This window comes from Sediminibacillus massiliensis, assembly GCF_900156915.1.
In the GTDB taxonomy this organism is placed as follows: domain Bacteria; phylum Bacillota; class Bacilli; order Bacillales; family Amphibacillaceae; genus Sediminibacillus_A; species Sediminibacillus_A massiliensis.
In genome coordinates this window covers 952460-970861 of sequence record NZ_LT732535.1, presented here as the reverse complement: position 1 = coordinate 970861, position 18402 = coordinate 952460, and the positions used below count along the sequence as shown (strand labels likewise).

Sequence of the window (18402 nt, the reverse complement as noted above, 5' to 3'; positions counted from 1 at the left end):
GGGCTTGTTTTTTCCTGAGTATCTAAAAAGGATGAGTAGCATGAAAAAAAGATTGCGGGAGCTCCCGCCTGTACATGAATTACAACGAAGTGAACAATTCTTGAGATTGTTAAAGAGTTCAGGAATCTCCACACAACGACTGATCGGAGTAATCCGTGAAGAAGTCGATCGGTTGCGGACCCAATTCTTGGAAGGATCGGATCCTATTGATAAGGAAAAGGAAACGGTTGCGGACTACCTATGGGAGCAAATCAAGGAAAAAACCAACCATTTAAGCCGAGATCGGATCACCCGTCTTATTAACGGGACAGGGACAGTGTTGCATACTAATCTTGGCAGAGCAAGGTTAAGTAAGGAAGCGATCGAACATATTATGCGGACAGCCGGCGGCTATTCGGATTTGGAATATGATCTGGAGACAGGTAAGCGCGGTTCCCGGCATGATGTTATCGAAGATTTGCTGACCGCCTGTACTGGTGCCGAAGCTGCAATGGTAGTCAATAACAATGCTGCTGCAGTGTACCTTATTCTGAGGGCTTTAGCAAAGAACAAAGAAGTGATTGTTTCAAGAGGCGAACTGGTGGAAATTGGCGGCTCATTCCGTGTTTCTTCTATTATGGAAGAAAGCGGGGCGAAGCTAGTCGAAGTTGGTACGACCAATAAAACACATGAGTATGATTACGAACATGCCATCACAGAAGAAACAGGTATGATCATGAAAGTCCATACCAGTAATTTTAAAACGATCGGTTTTACAGAATCTGTTTCGACAAAGGAATTGGTCCGGATTAAACATGGGTCAGAGGATGTCCTGTTTTATGAAGACCTGGGAAGTGGTTCGTTGTTTGATTTTAGAAAACACCAGATTGGGGACGAACCACTTGTCAGGGAAGTGATCGAAAATGGAGCAGATTTGGTTTCCTTCAGCGGTGATAAGCTTCTTGGCGGTCCGCAAGCCGGAATAATCGTCGGTAAAAAAGAGCTGGTCGAACGACTCAAGAAACATCAACTGGCAAGAGTTTTACGCGTAGACAAAATGACCCTAGCCGGATTGGAAAAAACCCTTGATGTATATTTATCCGATGAAAAGACAGCAGAACAACTACCGACAATACGAGATATTACAAAGCCCTTGGATAAAATTCACAGTCAGGCTGTAGAATTTCAAAGTATCTTGACTACCTTGCGTTCTGACTATGAAGTTTGTTTGTCTAAAGACACATCGCAGGTGGGCGGAGGCACGATGCCTGGAGTTGAATTGGATACCTATGTAGCTGAAATAACGGTTGAAGGTACATCCGCACAGTCTTTGGCAGCGCAATTGCGAAATAGTACACCAAAAGTCATCACAAGGATAAAAGAGAACAAAGTGTTAATTGATTTCCGGACAATTTCAGACGATGAAATAACAGAATTAATAGAAGCTTTTCGTTCATTGTAAAGTTATTTTAGAACTTGGTTGACTCCTTTTCACTTGATTGTGGATAAAAACTTGTCACTGATTTTTCAAAACGCCCCAGGTCGTTTATAATGGAGGCGACAAAAAATTTCTACGGAGGCAATCAATGGAAGACATAATGAAACTAAAGGGAAAACATATTGTAATAATGGGTGTCGCAAATCAGAGAAGTCTTGCCTGGGGTGTCGCAAGGTCGCTTTACCAAGCAGGTGCGAAATTGATTTTTACATACCGGAAAGAGCGATCGTTGACAAAATTGAAAAAGCTTCTGCAAGAAGAAAATGCCGAAGCTGAATTGATTGTTCCATGTGATATAAATGATGACGAAAGCATAAAGCAGGCTTTTTCTGATATCGGTGAAAAAGTCGGTACCATTCATGGAATTGTCCACTCGATTGCTTTTGCACATGGAGAGGATTTAAAAAACGATTTTCTTGAAACCTCGAGGAGCGGGTATGCATTTGCTCAAGATACAAGTTCTTATTCGTTAATAGCGGTAGCGCGTGAAGCGAAACCCTACTTGGAAAAGGGCAGTGCAATTATCACGATGACTGCCCTTGGTGGCGAACGTGTGATTGATGGCTACAAGGTGATGGGTGTCGCCAAAGCTTCATTAGAATCTTCTGTTAAGTATCTCGCTTTGGATTTGGGGCAGGACGAAATTCGCATAAATGCCATTTCGGCAGGACCGATACGTACATTGGCAGCCAAAGGTATTCCATCATTCAACCAGATGCTCCATGATATAGAGGAAAGATCGCCGCTGAAAAGGAATGTTACACAAGAAGAAGTCGGGGATATGTCCCTTGTCATGCTTAGTCCTTTATCAAGGGGCGTTACAGGGGAAATTGTCCACGTCGATGCAGGTTACAATATAATGGCTTGATGTTTTGCTAAACCGTTTGGGAGTCCAGACGGTTTTTTTATTTCCAGTAATGACGGAAATCGGAAGGAATCAAACGTCCCTCAAATGCAAATAGTAATCGTGCCACAGCTTAAAAAATGGAGGTTGTCCAATGAAAAAAGTTTTAATGGGTGTTGTAACAATCGCATTAGCTGGAACATTGACTGCCTGCAATAACGATAACCAGGAAGCACAAAATCAAAATGAGACGATGAACACTCGGAATGTTGGTTTCCATGGTGGTAACGGAGGAGAGCAGCAAGGCCAGCAGGGTGAACAGATGTATGAACAAGAAAGATTTCAAATTTCCTTAAACCCAAGGGGTCAATCGCAATATCCGAATTACCGATTCAACCCGGCAAGAGAAAACGGCCAGCAGGATGGTAGACAATTCAACCAGCAGGAAACACAGCAGAATCGCGGGCAGCAAGGAAATCAAGAAGGCCAGGGTGGCCAGGCTCAGCAAAACAACCAAAACGCCAACCTGAGTGAAATTCAGCAGGAAGTAGTCCGTTTGACCAATGAAGAAAGAAGAAACAATGGACTTAGCGAGTTGAAAGCCGACGGTGAGCTGACGGAAGTGGCACAGACAAAGTCAGAGGATATGGCTGAAAAAGGATATTTCTCTCACACCTCTCCAACCTATGGATCTCCTTTTGATATGATGCAGGAATTCGGCGTCGATTATCAGTCAGCAGCAGAAAATATAGCCTCCGGGCAGCAATCCCCAGAAGCTGTGGTAGATGCTTGGATGAATAGTCCAGGACACCGTAAAAACATTCTAAATGGGAACCTTACCCATATCGGAATCGGTTTCGATTCTGACGGGAACTACTGGACACAAATGTTTATTCAAAAATAAGCAATGAAGCCGGCATACACGAAAGCGTGTATGCCGCTTTTCGTTTTTGACGAGTAAAAAGTATGGGAAGTTATCTTACATGGTTTATACAAATTTTCGGCTGTTATGTTAGTCTTTACACTAATTGGAAAGGATTTTGAATATTTAAACAACGAAGCCGTAAGCAAGAATGATGAAGGGGTGGCTAAAGATGAAAAAAAAGTTGGTGTTAATAGGTAATGGAATGGCGGGAGTGCGGTGTATCGAAAACATTCTCAAAGAAAACGCCTGCGTTTATGATATTACCATTTTCGGCAGTGAGCCCCACGTCAATTACAATCGTATCATGCTTTCATCTGTCCTTCAGGGAGGAACGGGACCAGAGGAAATTATCATCAATGACAAAATCTGGTATCTGGAAAATAATCTTACTCTATTCTCAGGAGAAACGATCATCGACATTGATTCAAAGGCCAAAATGGTTATAAGTGATGCGGGGAGAAAAGTACGGTATGACAAGTTGATAATCGCCACAGGATCTACTCCGTTCATACTTCCAGTAAACGGGGCGGACAAAAACGGTGTTATTTCTTTTAGAACAATTGAAGACTGCGAGAAGATGATGAAAGCAGCGGAAAAGCATCGAAAAGCCGTGGTAATAGGGGGCGGCTTGCTGGGGCTGGAGGCCGCCAGAGGACTGCTCAATTTGGGGATGGAAGTGGATGTCGTTCACATTTCTGACGCTTTAATGGAAAGACAGCTCGATAAAGCAGCATCCAGCATGCTTCAAAAAGAGTTGGAAGCGAGAGGGATGAATTTTTTGATGGGAAAGGAGACCGAGAAAATTTGGGGGAATGAGAGGGTAGAAGGTATTCGATTTAAAGATGGTACTGTAGTGCAAGCTGATCTGATTGTAATGGCTGTCGGTGTTAAACCGAATATCGAGCTTGCAAAACGAAGCGGCATTGCCACAAACCGAGGTATTGTCGTGGACGATGTGCTGTCCACAAGTACTCATGATGTTTATGCAGTCGGTGAGTGTGCCGAACACAATGGGGTTGTCTATGGGCTGGTCAAACCTCTTTACGAGCAAGGGGAAATTCTTGCCCGCCATTTAACCGGAAAAGCGACAAATGGATATCAGGGATCTGTCATGTCTACTCAATTGAAAATTTCAGATGTGGATGTGTTTTCGGCTGGTCAGTTATCCCAAGACGAAGAGGTGAAATCGATTCAGATTTATAACGAAGTGGAAGGAATCTATAAAAAGATCCTTTTCAGAGGTAACAAAGTGGTTGGTGCGGTACTTTTCGGCGATACGCAGGTTGGACCGGCAATTTTTGACAGCATCGTGAAACGAAAAGTGTTTTCGGACAAAGATAAGGTTTCTTTACTCGAAACTCCAGATCCCTCTGCTTCCTATGCAGCTACAATGCCGTCGACCGGACAAATCTGTACGTGTAACGGTGTGACTAAGGGCGAAATCATACAGGCAGTGCAGCGCGACAGCTTATCTACTGTCCATGAAGTCAGAAATTGTACAAAAGCATCCAGTTCTTGCGGAAGTTGTAAGCCACTTGTTTCAGAACTATTGTCTTACATACAAAGTGAATATTTCGATGAACAGGTGGTCGATAATTCTCTTTGTACCTGCACACCCTTAACAGAAGATGACGTGGTAGAACAAATCCAATCAAAGAATCTTTCTAGTCTCCAGGAAGTCTTCATGGAGCTTGAGTGGAAAGTACAGAAAGGGTGCAATATATGCAGGTCTGCAATCGAGTATCATTTAAATGTGATTTATCCTTTTTTCGAGAAGGATGACGATTCCTCCTTTGCGGATGAAAAAATGACTGTGGCCATCTTACATGATGATACATATGCAATTATTCCAAAAATATATGCAGGTCTCATAAAAGCCGAACAGCTGAGAAATTTGACGGAAATCAGCAAGAAATACCCTGAGGTCAAAATGGTTATCGCGGGTGACCAACGCATACATTTGACAGGAATAAGAAAAGAGCAATTATCCAGCATCAGAAACGAATTGGATATCCCCTTGCAATCTGCCAACAGCAATATGGCAGTAGAAGTCAGGACAGATGGGGGCGATCATAGTTGTCGCTGTAACAAGCACCCATCGTTTAATCTGGCAGAATTAATCGAGAAGAAGACAGAATTTCTCAAGACCCCTCACCGTGTGAAAATAGGTATTTCTTCTTGCAACCACAATGGTGCCGGTTTTACTTCGAAGGATGTCGGTGTAATCAAAAGAGGAGGAAAGTGGGAAATTTACGTTGGAGGAAACAGCGGAAGTAACGTTCGTCAAGGTGAATTGTTGTGTGTAGGAATCAATAATAAAGAAGCAATCGATATTATTACTGCCTTTATTCAATATTACCGTAATTCGGCAAATTATTTGGAACGTACTTGGCAGTGGATTGACAGGGTTGGATTGATGCATATAAGGGAGGTGCTGTTTGAGGAAGATTTGCGCAACCAGTTGTTGGATAGCTTGGAAGCTGTGGTTAGGGAGAAAGGGAAATACCTGGTTAACAGTAGGTAACGACAGAAATTCCAACGGGAGCACTAAACAAGAAAAGACGGAAAAGGATGATTTACTTGACGGAGCTTATGTTGAAATACTTTCAGAGGAAGCAGCAGGAAGTCCAATCAGAGAAAGTTTATGATTCTCAATGTCCGTTTTGCAGCATGCAGTGCAAAATGCAACTGATTGAGCAAAGGGTTGTGTCCAGAAAGGCATATAAAACAATCGGAAAGGATAATCCGACCACCGCAGGCAGACTTTGCATCAAAGGAATGAATGCACACCAACATGCACTGCATAATCAACGGATCAAGCAGCCGCTGCTTAAGATTGATGGTGAGTTCGTTCCAGTCTCGTGGAACGAAGCACTGCAGTTTATTCAGAAAAGATTTGCCGAAATTCAGAAAACGGATGGTAAAGATGCACTCTCCGTATATGGAAGTGCGTCACTTACAAATGAAGAAGCTTATCTGCTGGGCAAGTTTGCCAGAGTGGCATTGGAAACGAAGCATATTGATTATAATGGAAGGTTATGCATGGCAGCAGCTGCCACTGCTGCAAATCAGACATTCGGAATCGATAGAGGATTCACCAATACTATCCATGAAATTCCGCATACACGATGCATTATCCTGGCTGGAACGAATATAGCTGAATGTCAGCCGACAATTATGCCATATTTTGAGAAAGCAAAAAAGAATGGAGCTTATATCATAGCGATCGATCCACGGCCGACAGACACTACTAAAATGTCTGATTTCCATTTGCAAAACAAGCCGGGGACCGACGTGGCAATTGCCAGTGCACTGTTGAAAATCATCATTGATGAGCAGTTAGTAGACGAATCTTTTGTCGAATCCCGAGTGAATGGATTTGAGGACGTCAAAAACTCACTTCATAGATTGGATTTAAAGGAAGTGGAAGCAATGTCTGGTGTTTCGATATCAGACATGCGTCATGTAGCAACAACTTTTGCGCAGGAAGAATCGGGAATGATTTTTACGGCAAGAGGTGTGGAGCAACAAACAGATGGTACCGCTGCGGTCCGCAGCTTTTTAAATATCCTGCTGGCCACAGGGAAAATAGGAAAGGTGAATTCTGGTTATGGGGCGATTACAGGTCAGGGAAATGGACAAGGAGCAAGAGAACATGGACAGAAAGCAGATCAGTTGCCTGGATATCGGTCCATTGAAAACAAACAGGACAGGAAATATGTGGCCGACGTCTGGGGAGTGAAAGAAAAAAGCTTGCCGGGTAAAGGCGTTCCGGCATATGAAATGTTTGAAAAAGTGAAACAGGGCGAAATTACCGGCATGTTTATCATGTGCTCTAATCCGGTGGTATCTAACCCTAATGCCCATTTTGTAGGACAAGCTTTGAAAAAACTGAGATTGCTTGTAGTCGTTGACATGTTTTTATCTGAAACTGCCAAACTGGCCGACTTGGTCCTCCCCTCCTCATCATACTTAGAGGATCAAGGGACAATGACAAACATCGAGGGAAGGGTGACGCTGAGAGAAGCATGCAGGCCATTACCGGGTGAAGTAAAACATGACTGGCAAATAATCTGCGAAATCGCTGAACAGATCGGAAAAGGAAAATACTTCCCTTTTAAAAATAGTGAAGAGATTTTTAATGAGCTAAGACTTTCCAGCCGGGGAGGAAAGGCAGATTATTATGGTATAACCTATGACAAAATACGAAGAGAGAGTGGGGTTTTGTGGCCAAGTCCGGAATTAAACGATAAAGGAACTGAGAGGCTGTTCACCGATGGTTTCGCTCATGAGGACGGAAAGGCGAAAATGTCTGTAGAAGTAATTCATTCAACAGTGCCGAAGGATGAGCCTTGTTCCGATTATCCCCTTATTCTTACAACAGGAAGGGTAATGTCTCAATATTTGACAGGTGAACAAACGAGAAAAAGTCCGGCACTTGCAGCAAGAGATTTCGAATCATTTATGGAGATACATCCTGAAACCGGGAAAGAATATAGTTTGGATGAGGGCATGCTTGTGAATATCGAATCAAGACATGGAAATATAACAGTCAGAACCAAATGGTCAAAGCAGATGAGAAAAGATACCATATTTGTTCCCTTCCATTGGACGGAGTCTCAGAACGTGAATAAATTGGTTTCTGGTAAAATGGATCCGGACTGCAGTATGCCGGGTTTTAAAGTAATTGCTGTCCGTGTTTCGCCAGCTTATACAAATGACATGTCGGAAAACTACGTTAGGTAATCTTACATACTTATTGATTGAAAAGTGATTTGACCATAAACTGATGTAAATATTCAAAATAATACAAAAATTTGGAGGGTTTATCTGCATGGCAAAACAGAAACTAGTGCTCATCGGAAATGGTATGGCGGGCGTCCGGGCGGTGGAAGAAGTACTGAAAACATCGCCTGATCGATTTGATATCACCATATTTGGAAGTGAACCATATCCAAATTACAATAGAATCCAGCTTTCAAAAGTTTTACAAGGTGATACGGTAATCGAAGATATAACCTTAAACAGCTGGCAATGGTATGAAGATAATAACATTTTATTATATCCCGGTGAAACCGTAACTGCCATCGATAAAATAAACCAAAAAATCTATACAGATAAAGGCCGTAACGTTGATTACGATAAAGTAATTATCGCTACTGGTTCTGTTCCATTCATACTGCCCCTCCCGGGTGCCGATCTGGAAGGAGTGACAGCATTCAGGGATATTCAGGACTGCGAAAAAATGGTTGATTACTCCAAGAAATATAAAAAAGCTGCAGTAATCGGTGGAGGACTGTTAGGTCTTGAGGCAGCCAGGGGCTTATTGAATTTGGGCATGAAGGTCGATGTCATACATATCTCTGATTATTTGATGGAACGCCAATTGGACAAACCGGCGGGAAAAATGCTTCAGAAAGAATTGGAAGCACAAGGAATGAACTTTCATTTAGAAAAGCATACTGCAGAGATTATCGGGAAGAAAAGGGCCAAAGGGCTTCGGTTTAAAGATGGAGAGGTTCTCAAAGCTGACTTGGTAGTTATGGCAGTAGGAATTAAACCTAACGTCAGCCTTGCTAGGGAATGCGATCTTGAAGTCAACAGGGGTATCCTGGTAAACGACTATTTAGAAACTAATGATCCCAATATTTTTGCAGTAGGTGAGTGCGCAGAGCACAGACAGATGGTATATGGATTGGTTGCCCCTCTGTATCAACAAGGGCAAGTATTGGCTAAGCGAATCTGTGGGATAGAAACGAAAGGTTATCAGGGATCTATCCTTTCGACTCAATTGAAGGTTTCCGGGGTAGATGTATTTTCCACGGGTACAATCAACGAAAATGAAGAAACAAAGTCCATTAAAGTATTCGATGACTGGCGCGGTGTCTATCAAAAAGTGCTGGTTAATGATGGTAAGATTTCAGGAGCGGTATTGTTCGGTGATACAAAAGATGGAAACAGACTGTTAAGTTTAATCAATAAAGGGGCATCGATCGAAGAGTATACGGAGAATGACAGACCTGATGAGTCAGGACAGGACCTTTTGACTTCCATGCCTGATGAAGAAATTATTTGTGGATGCAATGGTGTTACCAAAGGAACGATCGTTGATTCCATAAAAAACCAGGATCTTACAACAGTGGAGCAAGTTAAAGGATGTACAAATGCTTCGCGGTCTTGCGGGCGCTGCCAATCCCTTGTTTCTGATTTGTTGGAATATACATTGGGTGAGGAGTATGATGCGAATCAAAAAGAATCCATATGTGCATGTACCTCTTTGTCTAGAGATGAAGTGATTGAAGAAATAAAGGACAAAGGGCTGATGTACACCAAAGAAGTCATGAATGTACTTGGTTGGAAAACGGAAGAAGGCTGTTCAAAGTGTAAACCTGCTTTGAACTACTATCTGGGCATGTTGAAGCCAGCTGAATACAAGGATGAGAGGGAGTCCCGTTTTGTTAATGAGAGGCTGCACGCCAATATTCAAAATGATGGTACTTACTCGGTTGTCCCCCGGATGTACGGAGGTGTCACCAATTCTGATGATCTGCGCAAGATAGCAGAAGTCGCAGACAAATACCAAGTAAGGATGATCAAAGTAACAGGTGGACAGAGACTGGATCTCCTCGGTGTTCAAAAAGAAGATTTGCCGAAAATATGGTCCGAGTTGGACATGCCGTCAGGGTCTGCCTATGCAAAAGGCCTTCGTACGGTCAAAACTTGTGTAGGTGCCGATTTCTGCCGATTCGGTACACAGGATTCCATTGGCCTTGGAATAAAAATGGAGAAGAAGTTTGAAGGTCTGAATACACCCCATAAAGTGAAAATGAGCGTGTCCGCATGCCCGAGGAATTGTGCAGAAGGTTCAATCAAAGATGTGGGGATAACTGGTCTTGATGGAGAGTTTGAAATTTATGTCGGTGGGAACGGCGGAACTTATATGAGGAAAGCCGAGCTACTGGCCAAAGTAAAAACAGAGGAAGAAGTTCTTGATTATACAGCCGCCTTCTTGCAATATTATCGGGAAAATGCCAATTACTTGGAAAGGACCTCGGCATGGCTTGAAAGAGTCGGAATGGAACATGTCAAAGAAGTGCTGACAGACAAAAAGACCTTTATTGATCTAAACCATCGAATGAACGAAGCATTGGCAGTAGTGCAAGAACCTTGGAAGCAAGCGCTGGAAGATCAAACAATATTGAGAGACCTGTATAAGAGTGTAAAGGTACCGACAGGAGCGAAATAGTGATTCCTAAATACAAACCGATTACCATTCATCAACATTAGGGGGAATTCTAATGGAAACAATGTTAAATAAAGTGTTTATCGCTAAAATAAATGAACTGCCGGAAAGACTGGGGAGAACTGTAACAATCGGTGAGAAAGAGTTAGCCGTGTTTAAATTGGCCGACGGTGAGATACGAGTAATTGAAAACCGATGTCCACATAAGGGAGGTGTCTTGGCCGAAGGAATGGTAAGTGGTGAGCATGTATTTTGTCCAATGCATGATTGGAAAATCAGCGTAGTTGATGGTCAAGTACAGGAGCCGGATGTAGGCTGTGTACAAACGTTCGAGGTCGAGACAGTTGACGACAGAGTATATGTAATCATGTAGTTTGCCAATAGCTTTCAAGTTTAACTAAAAAGGAGGGGGCCATTATATCGAAAGTTTATTTGGTGGGGGCGGGTCCCGGCGATCCGGACTTAATCACAATAAAGGCACTTAAATGTATCAAGGCAGCTGATGTTGTCTTGTATGATCGATTGGTTAATGAAGAGTTACTGCGAGAAGCAAGGCAAGGGGCCGATTTGGTTTTCTGCGGAAAACATCCGAACTTTCATATTCTCAAACAAGAAACAATAAACCATCTGCTGGTGAAATATGCAAAGCAGGGCAAAACTGTGACAAGATTAAAAGGCGGAGACCCGTTTGTATTCGGGAGAGGGGCAGAGGAAGCGGAAGCATTGGCCAAAAATGGCATTCCATTCGAAGTCGTGCCAGGGATTACGTCGGGCATAGCTGCCCCTGCCTATTCTGGTATACCTGTCACACATAGGGAGTTTGGCAGTTCCGTTGCCATGGTTGCCGGTCATCGCTGCAAAGGGAAACATAAGGAAATAGACTGGAAAAGCCTGGCTGAAAATGTCGATACCATAGCAATATACATGGGGATCAGTAACTTAACTTATATTTGTGATCAACTTAAAAGAAATGAAAAAAATGCGGACATGCCGGTGGCGATTATTCAGCAGGGAACCACAATAGAGCAAAAGATCGTGACAGGGACTATTAATACTATTGTGGCCGAAGTTGATAAAGCGGCTATTAACAATCCAGCCATGATAATTGTCGGGGAAGTTGTCCGTTTCAGAGAACGGTTATTGAATTTAGAAACACTTAACATACAATCAACGGGAGAAAAAGCGTTGCATGCCTGACGCATAACGAGAACCTGTAAAAACCTTCTTAAACTTCCGGTAGAAAGGTTTTTACAGGTTTGTTTTTTAAAGAGAACGCAGCCAGTCAAGTGTACGGTCTTGAACGGAAGTATCCAAATATGTTTCTTCTAAAAATTTTCGGAGATACTGATTCCGTGTCTGGATGGATAAATTTGATTTCTTCAGAATTTCTCTTGCTTCGAACAGGAATTCCAAATAAAATTCATAGTCTTCCGTAAAGCGTCCGGCTAGTTCACCCGTCACTCTTTTTGCCAGCAAGGGACTCGCACCGTTAGTAGATACGGCAATAGTTAATTTCCCTCGCTTGAACTGGGCCGGAAAATGAACATTACCCGTCGCGGAGTCACCAGCAGCGTTCACAAGACTGTTGGAAGGGGCCGCTTCGACAACGGCTTTGTTAATAGCTTCTTTATCAGTGGCGGCAATAATCAAGTCAGCCTTAGATAAGTCATCGTCCGAGAAGTTCTTCGGCATCCAAACTATCTTCTTTTTATGGAAGAGGGAGGCAATTTCTTCATTCACCTTAGGACTGATCACCGTGATTGTCGCATCGCTTTCTAGAAGGTTGTTGATCCTCCGAGCAGCAATTCTCCCACCGCCTACTACGACTATATGTTTGCCTTTGAAATTAACCATCAATGGAATATGCGCCATACTTATTACTCTCCTTTTCAAATAGATTATCTCATGTTCTATTTGAACCTACAATTATTGGCATGAAAAAAGAGTGTCCATATCGGACACTCGAAAATGATCATTTTGTTCGTTTTTGATGTGGTTGTGTCTCCACTTCATCCAATATCTCTTCTTTCATTTCATCTTTGATTTCCTCGTATAGGTCATCTTTGACCTCTAGGTACATTTCTTCTTTCATTTCATCTAAAAATTCTTCACGGATTTCCTCTTTGACCGAAGCAAATTGATTCTCCTGCCGCCTCTGTTTTTCAGCTTTCCAATCCTTGCCGAACATGACAAATAGTGAAATGATCATTATTGACATAATGATGGCGAACGGAAGAGCGGCGATAATCGAAGCTGTTTGGAGGGCGCTTAATCCTCCACCGCCGCTCAACAACAAAACGCTTGCCGTTCCTGCGATCAGGAATCCCCATAATACTTTGACAGACAATAATGGTTCCAGGCTGCCTCTGGAAGTCATTGCACCGAGAACATAGGAGGCCGAATCTGCAGAAGTAATGAAAAAAATCAAGATCAATATGACTGAGATAATGTTGGTAATTGCACTTAGCGGGAGTTCTCCTAACGTCGCAAATAATGCGATTTCCACCTCGCCTGTCACAAGTTCTCCGATACCTCCAGGACCGTTCATCTCTAAATTAAGTGCAGTCCCGCCAAAAGTCGTGAACCAAACAAGAGCTAGTGTGGAAGGTACAATCAGAACCCCTGCCATGAATTCCCTGATCGTGCGCCCTCTTGAAATTCTGGCAATGAACATTCCCATGAACGGAGCCCAGGATATATGCCATGCCCAAAAGAAGATTGTATTGGTTCCAAGCCATTCACTTTCTGAGAATGGGGTCATTGTCAAACTCATTGGCACAACATTGGAAATATATCCACCCAGAGTCGTTACAAAGCTTTCGGCGATAAATAGGGTAGGTCCCACCACTATCACGAAGATGAGCAGCAAAGCGGCAACAGCCAGGTTGATATTGCTTAACACTTTAATGCCTTTATTAACCCCTTTTGCAGCAGATGTGATAAATAGAACAGTCACAATGGCAATGATGATGATTTGGGTCCAGGCAGTGTTCGGTATGTTGGAGATATAAGAAAGCCCCCCGGTAATTTGCATGGCGCTCAACCCGAAAGTGGTCGCCACTCCTGTACAGGTGGCAAGCACAGCTAGAATGTCAATAGCCTTGCCGAGAGATCCTTCCACACGGTTCCCTATTAATGGATAGAAAGCAGAACTGATAAGTGCTGGTTTGTCTTTACGGAATTGAACATAGGCCAACGTCAAGCCGACAATCGAGAAGATGGCCCATGGATGCAGGGACCAATGGTAGACACCATAACGCAGCCCGGCGATAGCCGACTCCCTGGTGGAGGGGGAATACCCGTCCGGGGGATCAAGATAATAAAGTACAGGCTCTGCAACACCCCAGAAGACAAATCCCACCCCTATACCTGCAGCAAACAACATTCCAATCCAGGAATACCAAGAGTATTCTGGACGATCTTCTTGTTTTCCAAGTCTTAGTTTCCCATATGGACTTATCGCCAGGACAATAACGAATAGGACAAAAAATGCAGTGATCAACATGTAGAACCAGCCGAAGTTTTCAATCATCCAGCCAAGCGCGTCATTCGCCTGTGTATTCAGGCTCTTTGGGGAAACAGCTCCCCAAACAACGAACAAGGCAACCAGTATAGCCGAGATAATTAAGACAGAGCCAGGTTTCTTGGCCTCGTAAAAATAATTTTCATCGTTCATATAAATAAGTTGTGCAATTGAATCTGCACACAATCCTCCCCTCTGTGATTTAATAGTCGGTATGTATTAAGTTTTAACTATTAATACCGCTTTTTCTTGTAATCTAAACCGTATCAATTACTAAGTATTTATGTAAATAGTTAGAATTGCTTAACTATACGGCGGTTAGATTAGCAGCTGGCATGAATGGGTATATCGTAAAGGAATATGTTCAAAATGAGGTTAAACGTTGTTGCCACCATTATGGACAAAGTTATTTTGTATCGGAGGAAACACTTATGGAATCCACCTTTGTTTCAGTTCTGATTCCTTCTTATAATGAATCGGAGAATGTCATGCTCATTTACGAAGCTTTAACCGCTGAATTTGCCAAAACAAATTATCGTTATGAAATAGTATTTGTCGATGATGGGAGTAAAGACGATACATTGCAGCTTGTCCAGCTGTTGTCCAGCAGAAATCAGGAAGTGAAATATATATCCTTCACAAGAAATTTCGGAAAGGAATCGGCACTGATAGCCGGGCTTGAGCACGCAGGTGGGGATGCAGTCATCATTATGGATGCAGATTTACAGCATCCTACAGAACTGATCCATCAATTGCTGGCTGGATACGAAGAAGGATATCATCAAGTAGTGGCCAAACGGAATAGAGAAGGCGACTCAAAGGTAAGGTCTGCAATTTCCTCTGTTTACTACAAACTGATTGATCGTGTAGTCGATGTAGAACTGAAAGATGGAGAAGGAGACTTTCGCTTGTTGAGTAGACAGGCCGTCGAAGCGATAAAAAAATTGTCTGAAGGCAATCGCTTTTCAAAAGGATTGTTTTCATGGATCGGTTTTGACCGAAAGACTGTTTTTTATCAAAATAAAATCAGGGATAACGGGGATTCTAAATGGTCTTATAAAAGCTTGATCAATTATGGAATCGAGGGAGTAGTATCCTTTAATAATAAACCGCTCAGAATGTGTTTGTATGTGGGACTTACGGTTTTGGTTCTGGCCCTGCTGTATATCTTCCTCATGCTGATTGAAATTATTAGATCAGGCATTGAAGTTCCAGGCTACTTTACATTGATAGCTTCCATCCTGTTCCTTGGCGGAGTGCAGTTAGTGAGTTTAGGGGTCATCGGTGAATACGTGGGCAGAATTTATTTGGAAACGAAACGCCGTCCACATTATCTAGTACAAGATACGAACATGGATAGAGAAAGATGAGGAAAATGTTGAATCATGAATTAGTCCGTTTTATGATTGTGGGCGGACTGAACACAGCTAATTATTATATACTCTATTTGATTTGTTATAACTTCCTTGGTTGGCATTATATGGTTTCCCATATAATCGGATTTACAATTAGCCTTATTCTCTCTTTCTTTTTGAATGTCTATTTTACTTATAAAGTGAAACCCACACTCATGAAGTTTCTGAAATTTCCTTTGACCCAGCTCGTAAACATGCCTGTTTCATCATTCTTTGTTTATGTATTTGTCGATTTATTGAATTGGAATGGCAACATCGCTCCGATTGTCGCAGTATTTTTGACAGTACCGATCACATTCGTCGTCACAAGCAAAATATTGAAAAAGTAATGGTGGCTTTTATATGAAGAACAGTAAAAAAATTTTGTTGCTCGTTTTCGTTAGTTTGATTACAGCGATTTTGGCACATGGTTTTTTCCTCATTCAATGGGCGAATGGGGTCTATATGGCCGGTCCGAATGATGGACTATCGCAAATGGTTCCTTTCAGGAAAATGCTGTATGAACAATTTACAAGTGGAAACTTCTTTTATTCATTTGAATTCGGTCTGGGAGGAAGTACATATACTCAGCTTGCTTATTATTATGGCTTGAATATTTTTTTCTTTATAACTGTATTGATCTTATACGGCTTTGAGCTATTGTCCGTCATCGGGCAGACGGACATACTGTTTTGGGCGCAAGCAACCGTTTTTATTAGCATAATACGGTTAATGCTTGTCCTGGTGATCACAACCAGTGTTTTTCGTTATATGAGAATCAGCCTTCTGTCTTCCTTCACAGGAGCTGTCCTTTATGGGCTCTCAGGGATGTATTTTCGCCATGTCACATATTGGGAGTTCTTTGGTGATGCTTTTCTTTGGCTTCCTTTGTTAGTACTTGGCGTCGAAAAAGTGATCAGGGAGAAACAGCCGGTATGGCTCACAGTCGCAATAGCTATCTCTTTATTCGACAATTTTTACTTTGCCTTTATTAATTTTTGTTTTATAGGCGTTTATATTATCTGCCGTTCATTCTTGACGCTTGGGAAAAATGAAGCAGACAGAATTGCTCAGTGGAAAATGTATTTTGTATCAGGGTTGCTTGGTTTTGGTATTGGTTCGGTGGGTTTTGTTCCATCGGTTTATGGATTTTTTCAAAATTACCGTCCTGATTATCAGCAATATGTACCCAGGCTGGATATGACAAGTAATATATTGTTTGACAGCCGGTTATTAATAGTGCCGGCGGTTTTTGTTTTGTTTTCCTTTGTATTTACCTTTTACAAGAACCTACGATTCCGATTATTTGCTATGTTGAGTCTGCTGATTATAGTGCTGCACTTTGTACCGTTGGCGGCTAGTTTTTTCAATGGAATGTCAGCACCCCAACATCGATATGAGTATTTGGCTTCTTTTGCCATTGGAGGGGCAGTTGCAAGCGGGTTGGAACTATTACGCAGAGTTACTTTTAGAGAAATGATTCAAGCCTGTATTTTAACTTTTTATCTGTATTTATTATTTTTTATGAAGGATGCCTCTCTAAATATGGATGAGCCTTATTTGAAGCGGACTATCTTACCGGCTTTGGCCATCCTGATAATAACGATGTTAGTCCGGAACTCCAAAAATAAATGGATATATGGAATGTTATTGCTAGTTATCTTAACTGCCCAGATTATCCATGTGAATGACTACCAAAAACGGAAGTTATATGAGACAGGGAACGTAGAAAAGGTGACGAAAGACTATATATTGAGCGAAAACTATTATTCAGAAGAACAATCAAAGCTAATAGACAGGGTATTAGAAGCCGATCCAGCTGTATTGCCAAGACTCGAATGGAAAACAGATGGGCGGAATAATACACCTATCATTCAGGATTTTGCCGGAACAAGTGTTTACTCCAGTATTCTCAACAAAGAAATCCTTTATTTTTATTATCATGATTTAGAAATAGACATGAAAAGAGAAAGTGTCAGCAGATACTCTGGTTTTGGGGACAGGGCTAATCTGTACAGCCGGTTTGGCGGGAAATACATTATGTATAAGAAAGAAAAAGTGGAAAACGTCCCATATGGATTTGAAAAGTATATGTCAAGTGCAAATTATGTCGTCTATAAAAATGCCAACTCGCTTCCCTTTGTGCAGACTTCCAGTAATATATTTTCCGAAAAAGAATTGGAATCGAATTCCATCCCAGAAAGAGAACATGCCATGCTGCAAGGTATTGTGTTGGAAGAGTATAAAGGGGGAGAAGCGGCTACCGAAACTGTACCAGATATATTCGACCAGGTGGATGTTAAACCGGTTAATGCTGGATATCGGGATAATCAACTGGTGGTAAAAGGAGAAACTGGAGGTTTGGATTTCCACCTTGAAAACCCCCCTGAATCTGCCAAGGATTATTATTTGTCGTTTCATTTGCAAAATAATTCTAAGAGTGCGCCTGCGTTTCCTTTACATGTCGACAACTTCAAAACAAGCCGTAAATCGAGACAATCCATTTACAGGACGAAAGTGGACGATATAACTATACGAATACCACGTGATGAAGTGATTTCACTAAGAGTGCCTGAGGGAAATTACACAATCAAAAATTTCCAATTGTATCCGGAAAATTATCAAGTACTAAAAGATGTGAAAAAATCAACTGTAAACAATGACAGTAATGTATCGATAAGTGGTAACAAGATTGAAATAAATATTGAAAATAAACAAAATGATAAATACCTAGCCATTCCTGTCCCACACGAGAAAGGGTGGCAGGTTTACGTGAATGGGGAGAAACATCCAGTGAAAACGGCAAATTATGCTTTTTTGGGAACCGCGATTGACCCTGGGAGGAATAAGGTAATATTTGTTTATTATCCACCATATTTTAAGACAACAATGGCAGCAGCTTTGGTGTCGACTATCTTAATAATAATTTGGAGAAGAAGGACGCGAAAAAGGACGGAATAAACCCGTCCTTTTTTAGATAGCAGTTTTATTAGAAC

13 protein-coding genes are annotated in these 18402 nt (G+C 41.9%); 11 read left to right on the top strand and 2 right to left on the bottom strand.

Features of this window, described 5'->3' with window-relative positions; translation table 11 throughout:
• The first annotated feature begins 40 nt into the window (after window positions 1–40).
• The 8 genes from selA to cobA all read left to right on the top strand — a co-directional run bounded on the left by selA (window position 41) and on the right by cobA (window position 11686).
• Window positions 41–1441 carry an L-seryl-tRNA(Sec) selenium transferase gene (gene selA, locus CZ434_RS05770; protein WP_077622246.1) on the top strand — a complete coding sequence of 467 codons (1401 nt, stop codon included), beginning with the start codon at window positions 41–43 and terminating at the stop codon, window positions 1439–1441.
• Window positions 1442–1565: 124 nt separating this feature from the next.
• On the top strand, window positions 1566–2345 hold the full coding sequence (gene fabI, locus CZ434_RS05765) for an enoyl-ACP reductase FabI (RefSeq protein ID WP_077622245.1): 780 nt from the start codon (window positions 1566–1568) through the stop codon (window positions 2343–2345).
• Window positions 2346–2475: 130 nt separating this feature from the next.
• A complete protein-coding gene (locus tag CZ434_RS05760) occupies window positions 2476–3225 on the top strand; it encodes a CAP domain-containing protein (RefSeq protein ID WP_077622244.1) in 750 nt (249 codons plus the stop codon).
• Window positions 3226–3415: 190 nt separating this feature from the next.
• On the top strand, window positions 3416–5770 hold the full coding sequence (nirB, locus tag CZ434_RS05755; RefSeq protein ID WP_077622243.1) for a nitrite reductase large subunit NirB: 2355 nt from the start codon (window positions 3416–3418) through the stop codon (window positions 5768–5770).
• A gap of 56 nt (window positions 5771–5826) precedes the next feature.
• Complete coding sequence (nasC, locus tag CZ434_RS05750; protein WP_077622242.1) at window positions 5827–7992, top strand: assimilatory nitrate reductase catalytic subunit NasC; 2166 nt, start codon at window positions 5827–5829, stop codon at window positions 7990–7992.
• Window positions 7993–8080: 88 nt separating this feature from the next.
• Window positions 8081–10492, top strand: a complete 2412-nt coding sequence (gene nirB, locus CZ434_RS05745) for a nitrite reductase large subunit NirB (RefSeq protein ID WP_077622241.1) — start codon at window positions 8081–8083, stop codon at window positions 10490–10492.
• 52 nt (window positions 10493–10544) lie between these two features.
• Window positions 10545–10862 carry a nitrite reductase small subunit NirD gene (gene nirD / locus CZ434_RS05740; RefSeq protein ID WP_077622240.1) on the top strand — a complete coding sequence of 106 codons (318 nt, stop codon included), beginning with the start codon at window positions 10545–10547 and terminating at the stop codon, window positions 10860–10862.
• Between the two features lie 41 nt (window positions 10863–10903).
• Window positions 10904–11686, top strand: a complete 783-nt coding sequence (cobA, locus tag CZ434_RS05735) for a uroporphyrinogen-III C-methyltransferase (RefSeq protein WP_179107352.1) — start codon at window positions 10904–10906, stop codon at window positions 11684–11686.
• Between the two features lie 66 nt (window positions 11687–11752).
• On the opposite strand, the gene CZ434_RS05730 is transcribed toward cobA, so the two are convergent.
• Window positions 11753–12361 carry an NAD(P)-binding protein gene (locus CZ434_RS05730; RefSeq protein WP_077622238.1) on the bottom strand — a complete coding sequence of 203 codons (609 nt, stop codon included), beginning with the start codon at window positions 12359–12361 and terminating at the stop codon, window positions 11753–11755.
• Between the two features lie 100 nt (window positions 12362–12461).
• The gene (locus CZ434_RS05725; protein ID WP_077622237.1) at window positions 12462–14165 is read right to left on the bottom strand and encodes a BCCT family transporter; all 1704 of its coding nucleotides are present in this window, start codon (window positions 14163–14165) and stop codon (window positions 12462–12464) included.
• Window positions 14166–14443: 278 nt separating this feature from the next.
• On the opposite strand from CZ434_RS05725, the gene CZ434_RS05720 reads away from it, so the two are divergent.
• From CZ434_RS05720 to CZ434_RS05710, 3 genes are read left to right on the top strand one after another with little or no spacing between them, the layout of a single operon-like run.
• Window positions 14444–15382, top strand: coding sequence for a glycosyltransferase family 2 protein (locus CZ434_RS05720; protein ID WP_077622236.1), 939 nt, complete (start codon window positions 14444–14446; stop codon window positions 15380–15382).
• A gap of 5 nt (window positions 15383–15387) precedes the next feature.
• The gene (locus tag CZ434_RS05715) at window positions 15388–15756 is read left to right on the top strand and encodes a GtrA family protein (RefSeq protein WP_077625081.1); all 369 of its coding nucleotides are present in this window, start codon (window positions 15388–15390) and stop codon (window positions 15754–15756) included.
• 13 nt (window positions 15757–15769) lie between these two features.
• Window positions 15770–18367: a YfhO family protein gene (locus CZ434_RS05710; protein WP_077622235.1), complete on the top strand. Its 2598-nt coding sequence runs from the start codon at window positions 15770–15772 to the stop codon at window positions 18365–18367.
• Window positions 18368–18402: the final 35 nt, after the last annotated feature.